The sequence below is a fragment of the Paracnuella aquatica genome, from assembly GCF_003332885.2.
Taxonomy (GTDB): Bacteria; Bacteroidota; Bacteroidia; order Chitinophagales; family Chitinophagaceae; genus Flavisolibacter; species Flavisolibacter aquaticus.
Genome location: NZ_QOWJ01000015.1, coordinates 52,940 through 66,076 on the forward strand (window position 1 = coordinate 52,940; position 13,137 = coordinate 66,076).

12 protein-coding genes are annotated in these 13,137 nt (G+C 51.3%); 6 read left to right on the plus strand and 6 right to left on the minus strand.

Annotated elements, in window-relative coordinates:
• Positions 1-8: 8 nt before the first annotated feature.
• Positions 9-1,502 carry a glucose-6-phosphate dehydrogenase gene (gene zwf / locus DRJ53_RS17530; protein ID WP_114236968.1) on the plus strand — a complete coding sequence of 498 codons (1,494 nt, stop codon included), beginning with the start codon at positions 9-11 and terminating at the stop codon, positions 1,500-1,502.
• 87 nt (positions 1,503-1,589) lie between these two features.
• Here the strand turns inward: zwf and DRJ53_RS17535 are convergent, their stop codons facing one another.
• The gene (locus tag DRJ53_RS17535; protein ID WP_114236969.1) at positions 1,590-2,369 is read right to left on the minus strand and encodes a hypothetical protein; all 780 of its coding nucleotides are present in this window, start codon (positions 2,367-2,369) and stop codon (positions 1,590-1,592) included.
• Between the two features lie 266 nt (positions 2,370-2,635).
• On the opposite strand from DRJ53_RS17535, the gene DRJ53_RS17540 reads away from it, so the two are divergent.
• Together DRJ53_RS17540 and DRJ53_RS17545 are read left to right on the plus strand one after the other, a co-directional pair.
• Positions 2,636-3,340 (plus strand): ferritin-like domain-containing protein, encoded by a 705-nt coding sequence (locus DRJ53_RS17540; RefSeq protein ID WP_114236970.1) that lies wholly within the window; start codon positions 2,636-2,638, stop codon positions 3,338-3,340.
• Positions 3,341-3,418: 78 nt separating this feature from the next.
• Positions 3,419-4,240 carry a ferritin-like domain-containing protein gene (locus tag DRJ53_RS17545; RefSeq protein WP_114236971.1) on the plus strand — a complete coding sequence of 274 codons (822 nt, stop codon included), beginning with the start codon at positions 3,419-3,421 and terminating at the stop codon, positions 4,238-4,240.
• A 71-nt stretch (positions 4,241-4,311) separates the two neighbouring features.
• On the opposite strand, the gene DRJ53_RS17550 is transcribed toward DRJ53_RS17545, so the two are convergent.
• From DRJ53_RS17550 to DRJ53_RS17565, 4 genes are read right to left on the minus strand one after another with little or no spacing between them, the layout of a single operon-like run.
• A complete protein-coding gene (locus DRJ53_RS17550; RefSeq protein ID WP_114236972.1) occupies positions 4,312-5,307 on the minus strand; it encodes a UbiA family prenyltransferase in 996 nt (331 codons plus the stop codon).
• A gap of 39 nt (positions 5,308-5,346) precedes the next feature.
• On the minus strand, positions 5,347-6,309 hold the full coding sequence (locus tag DRJ53_RS17555; protein WP_114236973.1) for a glycosyltransferase family 2 protein: 963 nt from the start codon (positions 6,307-6,309) through the stop codon (positions 5,347-5,349).
• A complete protein-coding gene (locus DRJ53_RS17560; protein ID WP_114236974.1) occupies positions 6,299-7,501 on the minus strand; it encodes a glycosyltransferase family 4 protein in 1,203 nt (400 codons plus the stop codon). The genes DRJ53_RS17555 and DRJ53_RS17560 overlap by 11 nt, the downstream gene beginning before the upstream one ends.
• 60 nt (positions 7,502-7,561) lie before the next feature.
• A complete protein-coding gene (locus DRJ53_RS17565; protein WP_114236975.1) occupies positions 7,562-9,382 on the minus strand; it encodes an ABC transporter ATP-binding protein in 1,821 nt (606 codons plus the stop codon).
• Between the two features lie 154 nt (positions 9,383-9,536).
• On the opposite strand from DRJ53_RS17565, the gene DRJ53_RS21345 reads away from it, so the two are divergent.
• Positions 9,537-9,704 (plus strand): hypothetical protein, encoded by a 168-nt coding sequence (locus tag DRJ53_RS21345; RefSeq protein WP_155523224.1) that lies wholly within the window; start codon positions 9,537-9,539, stop codon positions 9,702-9,704.
• On the opposite strand, the gene DRJ53_RS17570 is transcribed toward DRJ53_RS21345, so the two are convergent.
• Positions 9,678-10,796 (minus strand): prenyltransferase/squalene oxidase repeat-containing protein, encoded by a 1,119-nt coding sequence (locus tag DRJ53_RS17570; RefSeq protein WP_114236976.1) that lies wholly within the window; start codon positions 10,794-10,796, stop codon positions 9,678-9,680. The two genes, DRJ53_RS21345 and DRJ53_RS17570, sit on opposite strands and share 27 nt — an antisense overlap.
• A gap of 155 nt (positions 10,797-10,951) precedes the next feature.
• On the opposite strand from DRJ53_RS17570, the gene DRJ53_RS17575 reads away from it, so the two are divergent.
• Positions 10,952-11,545 (plus strand): DUF3109 family protein, encoded by a 594-nt coding sequence (locus DRJ53_RS17575; RefSeq protein ID WP_114236977.1) that lies wholly within the window; start codon positions 10,952-10,954, stop codon positions 11,543-11,545.
• A 95-nt stretch (positions 11,546-11,640) separates the two neighbouring features.
• Positions 11,641-13,017, plus strand: coding sequence for a LutB/LldF family L-lactate oxidation iron-sulfur protein (locus tag DRJ53_RS17580; protein ID WP_114236978.1), 1,377 nt, complete (start codon positions 11,641-11,643; stop codon positions 13,015-13,017).
• Positions 13,018-13,137 lie beyond the last annotated feature (120 nt).

Genomic DNA, 13,137 nt, shown 5'->3' on the forward strand with positions numbered 1-13,137 from the left:
CCCTTACCATGCAACCTACAATAGTGTTTATTTTCGGCGGTGCCGGCGACCTGGCACAGCGCAAGCTGCTGCCTGCCTTGTTTAATTTATACCTCGACGGCAACCTGCCGGAGCAGTTTTTTATTGCAGGCATCGGCCGCTCGGCGCTGGCTAATGGGGCATATAAAAAGTTGATCAAAGAAGGCATCGACGAGCATGCCCGCCGCAAGGAGCAATTAAAAGAACACTGGGATGCATTTTCCAAAAACATAGAGTACCTGCAAGTCGATGCATCGAAAGATGCGGAGTATAAAGTGCTGGGTAAAAAAATAACAGCGCTGCAAAAAGAGTGGGGTGCCGAGGCCACGATCATGTATTACCTGTCGGTGGCGCCCCAGTTGGCACCGGCCATTGCAGCCTCGCTGCACGGCCACAAGCTGGCCAACAACCCGGCTTTGCACCGGCTGGTGTTTGAAAAACCTTTTGGCCACGACCTGCAAAGTGCCCGCGAGCTGAACGGGCAACTGACCAAGCTGTACGCCGAGGAACAGATTTTCCGCATCGACCATTTTTTGGGAAAAGAAACGGTGCAAAACATTCTTGCGTTTCGTTTTGCCAACACCATGTTTGAGCCCATTTGGAACCACCGGTATATTGATCATGTGCAGATCACCGCTACCGAAACGGTAGGCGTGCTGGACCGCGGCGCTTATTTTGAAGGCGCCGGCGCCCTGCGCGATATGGTGCAGAATCACATGCTGCAACTGCTGTGCATGGTGGCTATGGAGCCGCCCGTATCATTTAATGCCAACGAGGTGCGCAATAAAAAACACGATGTGCTCAAAGCTATTCGCTGTTTGCGCCGCGAGGAAGTGCATACCCATGCGGTGCGTGGCCAGTATGCATCGGGGTGGGTGGAAGGAAAAAAACGCGTGGCGTACCGTGAGGAGGCATCGGTGGCGCCGCAAAGTGGGGTGGAAACATATGCCGCCATCAAATTATTCATCGACAACTGGCGCTGGAACGGCGTACCATTTTATGTGCGCACAGGCAAAAGCCTGGCGGAAAAAACCACGCATATTTCAGTGCAGTTCAAGTCGGCGCCCAGCTATTCTTTTCCAGCCGAATCGGTGGATACCTGGCGGCCCAACCGCCTGCTCATCAACATCAGTCCAAAGCTGGACATACGCCTGCGTTTCCAGGCCAAGCAGCCCGGTCAGCAAATGACGCTGCAGCCCGTGGAAATGGTATTTAATTATTTCAACGAAACCTCCGAAACACAGCCCGAAGCTTACGAAACGCTGCTGCAGGATGTGATTGAAGGCGATGCCACGCTGTTTATGCGGGCCGACCAGGTGGAGCGTGCCTGGGCCATACTGGCGCCCATTATGGAAGTGTGGGGCACCAAGCAGCCGGTTGATTTTCCCAACTATGCATCGGGCTCATGGGGACCTGAAGATGCCGAAGCACTGATTGCACGGGACGGCAATCATTGGACTACGCTGCCGTTGAATGGGGGATAGTGAAGGGGTAATAAGATCAAGCAATGTAAGATTCGAACAAGTGGATCGATCACTTGTGCCATAAATCGTTTGTGCCATAAGTCCTATTCATTTTTTTCCTTTGAACCTGCTGGATTTCCGGAAGACGATTTCCTTAATGCGAGACATTGGTAGGACCCGTGTAGAATTTGTTTCTTCCGAATAGATGAAAAGATAATTTTTTGTGTTGCCTATGAAATAGGTAGAGCTATCAGAAACAAATTTTTCATCATTGTCTAAGTTGATTTGAGTGCCATAGTAATATTTAGACCGCTTTACTGTTCTAACTTCTATTAAAGTCAAATAGACGATCAGTAAACCTATCAAAAAGAAGGTAAAAAGATTATCTCCTATTTTCCAATCAAAGTCTGAAATCCGCCCATTACTTGCATACCAATTAAATTCATACATCATAATTAAGAGCGTAATTGGCGCCACCGTAATTAATATGGAACCTAAGATCAATTCGATTCCTATAGGTCCGATTAAGGCATTAATTGTTATAAGAACTAATAAAGTGGCTACGCCTGCTGTTAGTAACGGCCACAGTCTTTTACAATATTTTTTTAGTCTAGTTCCGAAAGAATCATTAGGAGAAATAATCGATCGGTTTTCAGCGGTTGAACCGTTTCTAAATCGGATCAAAAAAAAGCCGAGAGTGCCTGCGCCAACGAGTAAGATAATTGAGTTAAAGAACGAAGTAATTATTTCTCCTAACTCTAAAAAGTTTAGGATGTTGATATCGAAGAAGAAGTAATAAAGTACAAGTCTTATACCACCAAGAAGAATAAGTAACGGTCCGATCACAGTAATGATGGTAGAAAACAGCCACTGCTTTTTGTTATCCATTTAAGTTAGATTGGTTCGCTTTGGGTATATGGCTAAGGTAGCAACCTGTGTTCAATATTCCATTCTTTACAGAAGACATTCACTGAGTGATATTCTTCCATACCTAAGCATTTGGATGTCATCAATACCTGTTTCCATCTTTCTATGATTTTTTTTAAAAAAATGTTATCGCCCACAATCCAAACCGTTTACCCTTTACGTAACTCTATGCAAATGCTTACGATCGGGGCAGCTTTAACTATTACCAAACCTTAATCCCATAACATATGGACATCATCAGCGGACAGAAGCCCGGGGCTTCTGAACAACACCCTATTGCCCGTAATGTATCGCGCCGCAACTTTTTGCGCTTTGCAGGCATCACCGGCGCATCGGCAGCAATCATCATTACCGGCTGTGGCAAAGACGAAACCGACGAAATGGACGGCGGCGTAAACCTGGGCAGCGGCGATATTGGCGTGCTCAACTATGCATACGCGTTAGAACAGCTGGAAGCGGCGTTTTATACCCGCGTGGCTGAAATGCCGTACAATAATATTTCGCCACTGGAGCGCCAGTATTTTGAAGAGATCCGAGACCATGAAATTGCACACCGCGAGTTGTTTAAAAAGGCCCTCGCCAACAATGCCATCCGCAACCTGGAAGTGGATTTTAGTGCCGTAAACTTCAGTAACCGCGAGTCGGTGCTAGCTACTGCAAAGGCATTTGAAGACCTCGGTGTATCGGCATATAACGGTGCCGGCAAACTGCTTACCAATCCCGATTACTTGTTGCTGGCAGGAAAGATCGTTTCGGTGGAAGCACGCCACGCAGCTCTTGTTCGCGACCTCATCGCCAATGGCTCATTTGCCGACAATACGATTGTGGATGCCAATGGTCTTGACCGAAGCCTTAACCCAATGGAAGTGTTGGCAGCCGCTGCGCCTTTTGTAAAAACGCGGATCAATGCATCGAATCTGCCCACAAATTAAAGGGGGTGAATGAGCAATGGTAATATGCTATTGCAGTTTCAAACAATCGTCAATCCATAATCGTAAATCGTCAATCAAATGAATCTCTATAATGTAGTCGACCAGATTGAAAAGCTGGATCCTGATATGAGCGGTCGTCTTGATGGCCGCCGCGCAGCACTGAAGCAGTTTACTTCTTTTGCCGGAAAAGTGGCGCTTGCTGCTGTACCGCTTTCCCTCGGTGGCATGTTAAAAAAAGCCTATGGCCAAAGTGTAACCACCGTACTTGATGTATTGAATTATGCACTAACACTGGAGTACCTGGAAGCCGAGTTTTACACACAGGCTGTAGCGTCAGCCGGACTGATTCCTGCAGGTGCACCAACCGGCGCCATCACCACCATCCGCGATCATGAGAATGCGCATGTGGCGTTCTTGCGTACAGCCATCCAGGGTGCAGGCGGCACACCGGTAAACAAACCCAATTTTGATTTTACCGCAGGCGGCGCATTTGCCAATGTTTTTTCCAACTACGATACTTTTTTGGCGGTGGCGCAGGCGTTTGAAGATACCGGCGTGCGGGCCTACAAAGGGCAGGCTGCCAAGCTTATTTCAAACAATGATGTGCTCACTGCGGCCCTCAATATTCATTCGGTGGAAGCACGCCATGCATCGCACATACGCCAAATGCGCAGGGCCCGCGGTGCTGCCGTTAAGCCATGGATCACTGGTAAAGATTTGGGCGGTTTGCCTGCTGCAACAGCTGCTATTTATGCAGGCGAAGAAAATGCAACGCAGGCCGGCGTTGAGATCACCAACATTAACGGTATGTCCATCAGTATGGACGATGCAACCGAAGCTTTTGATGAGCCGTTGACCGAGCAACAGGTACTTGCTATTGTACGACCATTTATTCGTTGATCCGTACCCGTTAGTTTAGGCGTTAGGGGTGAAAAGGGCTGTACTTGTGGTGCAGCCTTTTGCCCCTTTTTTTATTGGGCACTCAGCCGGCCAAAAAAGCGGCGGCTTAATTGGAAGCAGGATAAAATATTTTGTGGAAACAGCACCAGGTGCAATAAGAGCAGCCACCAGGTGCCGGGTTGCTGCAGCGCCACCACCAGCAGCACCGCCACTGGCCAAAACAGTTGGTAAAATGTATTGAGGAAAATATAGTTGCGGCCGGGCACCGGCAAAATAGCAATCACCTTGATGTTGAAAAATGTGCGGGCAATGGCCACGCCAATGATGTACAACCCAAATACCAGCCACAACAGCGGCATGTTTAAATAAGCCAGCAACACGCACAACGCAAGCACTTCCACGGCCAATATACCTTTTGCAATGATCCAGAAATTATAGATCTCTCGTTTCACTGCATAAGTGCTGGTGCCTGACTCGGTATCGTTCATGCGGTCGGAAAACTGGTGCCACATAATGCCGCGCAGCCCATAGGCAAAAGCCCATACGGCGGCACTGATCATCCAAACGGCATCGGCATTTTTGCCTGCAAAATGAAAGATGGCGGCAGCAATGGTGAGTGTAGGGAAAAGATGGGCGCCACTGGCATCGGCCACCACGCCCCACACGCCTTTATTTTTTAACCGCATGGGCGGCATGGAATAAGCAGTGAACGATACGCCGGCCAAAAAGTAAAACAGCGTGGGCAACGAATCTTTATAAAAAAAGAAAAGAAACAAAAAACCGGGAATGGCGCTGGCGGCCAGCAGCAGCCTGCGTTGGACAGGAGTGAGTTTGCTTTGCCGGTTGTATTTGCCTGCAGCCAGGTCTTCTTCTATATCGGTAAAATCGTTGAGTACACTTACGTAAGCGGCGCCAAACATAGCCGAAACCACCACCATCAGCAAGCCGGGTAACAGTGCCAGCACATCGGCGCCACAGTACAAGGCAGTGGCGTAGCCCATTGCGGCCAGGGGCGCCATTTTATATTGCCACCACTCACTCAGCCGGATCAGTTTCGTCAGTTTCATTGCTGCAGGATACTCATTTTGGTTGCGCCGCAACGCTGTTTATTCAGCCATTTCATGCCACTTGCGCATCACGGTTTGCATCATCAGTTTCGAAAAAATGCGGGCATAATTCAGCGGGTGAAAAAACACCGCCTGCTGCATCATGCGTACGCCTTCTATTACTTTGCCATTGGTGCGCATGTTGTTTTTGGCGCTGCGCACCAGATACTCGAGGTAGCGTTTTTTTAAAAACTTTTGTTCGGGCACCGTCAGCAGGTGCATGTGGCGTTCGAGGATCACTTTAGCATCAGCTACATACAGCAGGCTATATACTTCCTCGCGGCTGCGGCCGTCGAAAATATTGTCGCCCACCACGGTTTTTCGCCACAGTGGTTCTTTTATAAATCCGGCAGTGCAGGCTTTGTTCAGTAGCATATCGAGCAGCATGCACCAGTCGTCGGCAATATTCATCTGGTTGCTCCACCCCGATACCATTGAGGAAGCCCGCACCAAAAGCGATGAAGATGGTGAAAGGCAGGCGCGGATATACATGTAGCGCAGCTCCGATGAATTGAACAAAACGGTGTTGCCCGGCTGCTGTTCAAAATAATGTTCGAGGTAAGGGTTGAAGCGGCAAAAATCGATCTGTCCGCCGTCCTTTGTTTCCTGTATCCAGTTGGCAAAAACAAAATCGAGGTTGTTGTCTTCTAGCAGGGTTACGGTTTGCTCCAAAAACTGCGGCTCCCAGTAATCGTCCGAATCCAGCGAAGCAATTAGGGTGCCTTTGGCCAACTGCAATCCGCGGCTGCGGGCAGCGCCCTGGCCGGCATGTTCCTGTATCACATATTGCACCGATGGAAATGTTTCCATCAGTTGCGCCGTGTTATCTTGTGAGCCATCATCCACCACAATGATCTCTACGTTGGGGTACGTTTGCGCCAGTGCGCTCCGGATGGCCGTCGCCAACACCGAAGCCCGGTTGTAGGTAGGTATTATAACCGATACCAGCGGATTAGTTTTCATAAATTAGCTCAGTTATTTCATTTGCAAAAACTTCTTCAGGGCTGCCAGTAATCTGGTCTTGTATCATGGCTACCGCGGTGGTGCCCATTTCGGCCCAGCGATGGCGCTGCTGCCAGGCCCGCTCCATTGCGGCTTCAAAATCTTCCACATTTGCTTCGGCTAAAAAGCCATTCACGCCTTCCGTTATATACTCCGGGGTGCCACCTGCTTTTGACGCAATCACCGGCCGGCCGGCAGCCAAGGCTTCAAGCACCACCAGCGGCATGCCCTCGCAACGCGACGGCAGCACCAGCGCATGGTGTTGTTGCCAAACGGCTTCCATGCCTTCTACCTGTCCTTCAAACACCACGTTGGTCAGTTGCAGCAGTGCGGCCAGTTCTTTAATGCCTGCCTCGTCGTGGCCGGTGCCAATAAAGCTCACCACCACCGGGCGGGACCGCCATTTGGGCTGCGCCAAAATGCGCAACAAAATGTCCTGCCCTTTATCAATAATAAACAGCCGCCCGATACAAGCCAGGCGAATGGTTTCTGATGCAATAGGAAAAGGAAGTGCTTTCGGAACCAACCGCACCGGGTTGTGTATTACACAGGCATTGGAAAACCGGAACCCAAACTGCTCCTCGGTGAGTTGCAGGTTGTGCTGCGATACGAAATAGCATTTTTTAGCCCGTTGAAAAGCCTGCCGCATGGACTGCCGCAGGTGGGCCGGGGGCCAGAAAAATTCCACTGCCTTCTGGCAAACAACAACGTAGGGTATATTGTGTGCGCTGCAAACGGCCGCATAGTCCAATCCATCAAAATTTATACCCTGTGCAATGATAACCAATTGAGGCCGAAAAAGCTGGAGGTGTTTGCCAAAGTTGATGTGCTCCCAGTAACCTGGCGGCCGCCGGAACAATCTTTCGCGCAGCTTTTTTTGCAGGCGCCGGCTCAGCGGTGCATTGGCCGGAGTATCGCCCAGGGGCTGCAACTGCACACCCGCCTGCGCCAGCGCTGCAATGCGCGGGTGATGCGGGTTGATGCCCACTTTAGAAAGGGAAGCGCCGATGCCCGACTGCCGCAGGAAAGGCAGGCTGCGTGCCCACAACTCTTCACTGCCGCCCCAGTCGTCGCTGCACATCGACACAATAGCCACCCTTGCCTGCTGGGGCTTTGGCGCTATCGTTGTTTTATTTTGTTCGGGTGCAGTCATCGGGCGGATGTTGAGGGTGTCAAAAGCAGTTTAGGTGTAAAATTTAAAGATAAATGGTCTTTATTTTAAAACAGGTTTTTTTAGAAACAGTTTGGCGTACTCACCTGGGGTATTTACCAGCTCTTCATGCGTGCCTTCCTGCTTTACCTGCCCATCGCCCATTACATAGATATAATCGGCATGTTTTACCGCCGACAGGCGGTGGCTGATGATCAGTGCCGCACGATTGCCAATGCGTTCGCGGAAACTCTGAAACAACCGCTGCTCCGAAACCGCATCCAGCGCACTGGTGGCCTCATCCAAAATCACGATCCGCGAGGTGCTGTAAAATGCCCGGGCGATGGCCAGTTTTTGCCACTGCCCAATACTTACTTCGCGGCCTTCTTCAAACACACGGCCCATGGTGGTGTTGTAGCCTTGCGGAAATTTATTGATAAAAGCCGCTGCACCCGAGTGTTCGGCCGCAGTTACCAGGTCTTCGTCGGAATGCTGGCGGTGGATATCGCCAAAGCGGATGTTGTCGGCGGCGCTCACATTATAGCGGCCAAAATCCTGGAATACGACCGACAGCTGCCTGCGGTATTCGGCACTGCTAAACTGGCGCACATCCACACCACCCAATGTAACGGCTCCTTCGGTGGGATCGTACAAGCGGCAAAGCAGTTTGATTAGCGTTGTTTTACCGGCGCCGTTCAGGCCTACCACCGCTACAATTTTGCCGGCAGGCAGGTGCAAATCCACACCGGTAAGTGCCGGGTCTTTGGCATGCGGGTAGGTAAAGCTTACGTCCTTTAACTCCAGGTCCAGCTTTTCATCGGTAGGTACGGGCACCGGGGTTTGGGGCTCGGCCAGGCTGGGCTTCAGGTCAAACAATTCAAAAATGTTGTTGACATAAATGCTGTTGGCATACAACACCGAAATGCCGCCCGAAAGGGAGTATAAAATATTATTGAGCTGCGGAAAAGCAATCAGGAACAGGGCCGCATCGCCAAGGCTGGTGGTGCCGTTCATGGCCGAAATGGAAATAAAACCAATGCAGGCAAAAATGCCCAGGGTCACCGATCCGCCGGCAATCATCTCGTTGGTAGTGGCCAGGCGGTTGAGCCGCAGGCGCTGGGTAATGAGGTCGGTAAAAATAGACTTGTGCCAGGAGCGCAGGTAAGAGCCAAGGCCAAAGGCCCGGATCTCTTTGGCAACCGTATCGCCGGTAAGCAGCGAGCTGAGGTACGCCGATTTACGTTCGAGGTGCGTTTGATTGCGCCGCCATTCATACATCCGGTCGGCTGATTTAATGCGCACCCACAGCAGCGGAATAATAAATACGGCCATCAGGGGCAGCAGCAGCCAGTGAATGGAAATCAGCAGGGAGCCCACCATCAGGAGCATCATGGCGTTTTTGGCAATGTCCACCAGGTTGGTGAGAATGGCATTGGGGCGGTCTGGACCCGCATCCATGGCACGTTTCATCGTATCGAAATAAGCGGGGCTTTCAAAAAACGAAAGGTCCAGCGATACGGCGCAGCCGTGAATTTTATCATCGATAAAGGTGCTTACTTTGGCGGCCTGCACTTCGGCCACATGGCCGGTAAGTGCCCGCACCATCATATACACCACGCCAATCACCGCAGCAATGATCAGGTAAGTAATCACCTCCTGCTGTCTTGCTGCTGCTGGCACATCGGGTTGTTGCGCCACGGCATTTACCAGTAATTTAAAAATGTACAGCGAGCCAAAAAATAGGGCACTTTCCAGCACAATCATTCCCACGGTAAAGATCACCCGGCCTCGCGTAACGGTCCAGATCAGCCGAAGCGTACGCAGCAGTTTCAGGTTTGCTCTTAGCTGCTGCACCTTATCTTTTATACTTAATCGCTTACTCATTGCAGTAGGGTTTGCCTGGCAGTGTGTTCTTAAAAAGTTTTAGCCGGCACGGAAAAGCCGGGGTGTTTTGGTTTCTACAAGATGCTGGAGGGAGCTTGGCGCTGTGTTGCCGGCCTGTGCCGTATGAAATTTGTTTGGGGCAAAGTACAGGTGCATGGGTACCCAAATTGTTTGGGGCGGCCTGGTGGTGCTGGCCCTGGGCTTGCACTTTGCGATAGCAGCATTTTTGGAAAAGGGTTTAGGATTAATGCTAAAATACGCGCTGAAATTAGATAATATTATGCAAACAAACCCATTAAAAACCTGCGGCAGCCACACTTGAACCGGCCGTTGCGTTGCTTTCCGCTTTTTTTATCCGCAATTGGGCATGCTGGCTCAGTGCCTGCAGGCAAATGGCCGTGGTCAGTTCTTCCGACCCAAAGGTGCTGCGTTTGGCCGGGCCGCCATAATACAGGCACCAGCGCGGCCAGCACCCATTGGATTGCTGACGCAGGAGCAAGTAACTGCAAGCTGCAGCCAACTCGGCGCCGTCATATCCCCAATTAACTAGGGCGCAAACGGCCAAGGCCGTTTCCAGCGCCGAGGCGCCAAAGCTGCCATCGGGTTGGGCATGGGCAAGCACCCGGCTCATGGCTTTTTGGCGCACCAGCTCCAGGCCTTGTACACCGGCTGCGTAACTCCTTGCAAAAAAGTAGTGCACCGAAAGCGGGTTGCAGTAATATTTATCACAGCGGGCTTCTTCGCCGTTTTCTATAATAGTCTTGATCCAGGCCACAACTGGTTCTGTTTCGGGCCCTTCGCCCAAATAAGTCAGCACATTGGCATTGACCACGGCATCCACATCGTTGCGGGAGCATTCCATTTTTTTCCAGAAGATCAGCCCTTTTACCGGTGCCAGGAACTCGCGGAGCGCCAGCCGCCAGTAGGTTTTGTTGGTGTTCCAGCGCCACCGGAAAGCAAACCAGGTATAAAATAGTCCCTTGCTGTTTCTATTGCCCAGCAGCAACCGGCGCAACGACTGGTGCGGATGATCGATGCCGAGGCGCTGTAGCACGCTGCTCACACAGCTCGAATCATCCACATCATAAGGCAGCACCTCGTGGTGGGCCGCCATCCAGGTGTAGTGGTGCCAAGTGCCGCCGGGACCCATATGTGCCCGCAAAAACCAGCCTGCCTGTTGCAGCATTTTTGCCACCTGCGGCGTTTGGGGCAGCTGCAGCAATGCATCGCAAATCAACGTAGTGGGAAACAGCATATTTACATGCAGCGTCCAACCCTGCAAGGCCTCATCGCCGCCCATATAACAAACAAATTCACCGTGTGGAAACTGGTGTTGCTCCAGGTAATCGAGGCCCCTTTGTATGGCCGTTTCAATGCGAGGAATTGCTTCGTTGGCTGGCAGGGTTGTTTTCAACAGCAGGCTATTAGGTGCAGGGCAAAGCTAAACAATGCTGCAGGTTTTGGCAAAAGGCCCAAAGCCAGGTTCACGGCATGTATCTGCGTGCAAAATGTTGTTCCTGATTAGCCAGCGGCCGCGCCAATCCGGCGCTTGGCGGTTATCTTTGCAACATGATTCAAATCGACCAGGTGCTGCTTTCCGATGAAGTGGTGGAAGCGAAATTTGTGTGCGACCTTGCCAAATGCAAGGGCGGCTGTTGCGAAGATGGCGATGCCGGCGCGCCGGTAGCCGACGAGGAAATGGAAATCATCCGTAAAAACCTGGAAGTGATCCTTCCGTACCTCACTGCTGAAGGCCGTGCCGAGTTGCTGCGCCAAGGCCTGTTTGTGCAGGATGGCGAATTTGGCTGGGTAACGCCGGTGATCAATGGTGGCATTTGCGCCTATGGTTTTCGCGATGAGCGGGGCATCATTAAATGCGGCATCGAAGCGGCTTATAACGATGGCAAGCTGGATTGGAAAAAACCCATTTCCTGCCACCTGTTTCCCATCCGCCTCAACGAAACCGATACCTACACGATGGTGAACTACGAGCCACGCGAAGTGCTGTGCAAACCGGCCTGTGCGTTTGGCAAAAAACTAAAAGTTCCCGTGTATCAATTCCTGAAAGAAGCGCTGGTGCGTAAATTTGGAGCAGAGTTTTACGACACCCTGCACCAACTGGCCGTTGAGCATTTCGATGCCGCGCCGGAGAAGAGAAAATAAGTTCAAAGTTCAAGGTCTAAAGTCTAAAGTTGCATTGCAACAACGGCCCCAAACCTTAAACTTTAAACCTTCAACTTTTAAACCCACAACCTCCCATGTCCGAACAGGCCGCCACCTTCATAGCCAAGAGCACCATCAAAGCCGCCGACCGCGAACACCGCCGCAAGATCAATTTTAATATTGCCAAATACAACGCAGTTGTGCCCGTAGGCAAGCAGCAGTTTGAGGACGTGCACCATGCCCGTGAACGGGCTAAAAACCGCAAGTGGCAGGCCATCGAAAACCTGGACCAGCACCTCTTGGCTTTTGAGCAAAAAATAACTGCCCGTGGCGCCAAAGTGCTGTGGGCCGAAACCGCCGAAGAGGCGCTGGAAGAAGTGCGTAAAATTTGCGCAGCTAAAAATTGCCGCACCTTGGTAAAAAGCAAAAGCATGGTTACGGAGGAAATTCACCTCAACCGGTTTTTGGAGGAGCAAGGCATTGAAAGCGTGGAAACCGACCTCGGCGAATACATACAGCAACTCGATGGCGAGCCGCCTTACCATATTGTTACGCCGGCCATGCACAAAAGCAAGGAAGATGTGGCCCGCCTGTTTGCCCAAAAACTGGGCACTTCACCCAATCTTTCGCCCAGCGAGCTAACGCTGGTGGCCCGCGACAAGCTGCGCGAAAAATACGCCAGCGCCGAAGTGGGCCTTACCGGCGCCAACTTTATTGTGGCCGATGTGGGCGGCATTGCCGTTACGGAAAACGAAGGCAATGCAAGGCTGAGCTGCGCCCTGCCCAAAACACACATTGTGGTGGTGGGCATCGAAAAAGTAATTCCTTCCATCAACGACCTGCCGCTGTTTTGGCCGTTGCTGTCCACGTTTGGAACGGGGCAAAAAGTAACGGTGTATAATTCATTGGTAACCGGCCCACGCCAGCCCGGCGAAGTGGACGGCCCCGAGGAATTGTACGTGATCCTCCTCGACAACGGCCGCACCAACCTGCTGGCCGACCCGGTAAGCCGCGAGGCGTTGTACTGCATTCGTTGCGGTGCCTGCCTCAATGCCTGCCCGGTGTATAAAAATATTGGCGGACACACCTATCAAACCACGTACAGCGGGCCTATTGGGGCTGTAATAACGCCGCACCTCAAGGGCATGGACGAGTGGAAGCACCTGAGCTATGCATCGTCGTTGTGCGGCAACTGCACCGAAGTATGTGCGGTAAAAATTAACCTGCACGAACTGCTGCTGCACAACCGCTCCGAAGCGGTGCAGGAAGGCGCCGCAACAATGGCAGAACGCACCGCATGGAAGTTGTGGAAAAGGGCCATGCTGCACCGCAGCCTGATGAACCTGGCGCCGGGCACCATGAAAGGCTGGGTGGTGAACCGTTTTGTAAAAGAATGGAAAGCACACCGCGCCGACCTGGTGTTTCCTAAGAAAACCTTCAACCAGATGTGGCGGGAAGAGGAGCGTAGTTAATTATAAATGATGAATGATGCGTTATGAATGATTGGGGTTTTCCTCAATTCATCATCTATAATTCATAATTCATCATTTTTTATATCTGTTGGCGGCTTAAATTGCTAACTAAACCATACG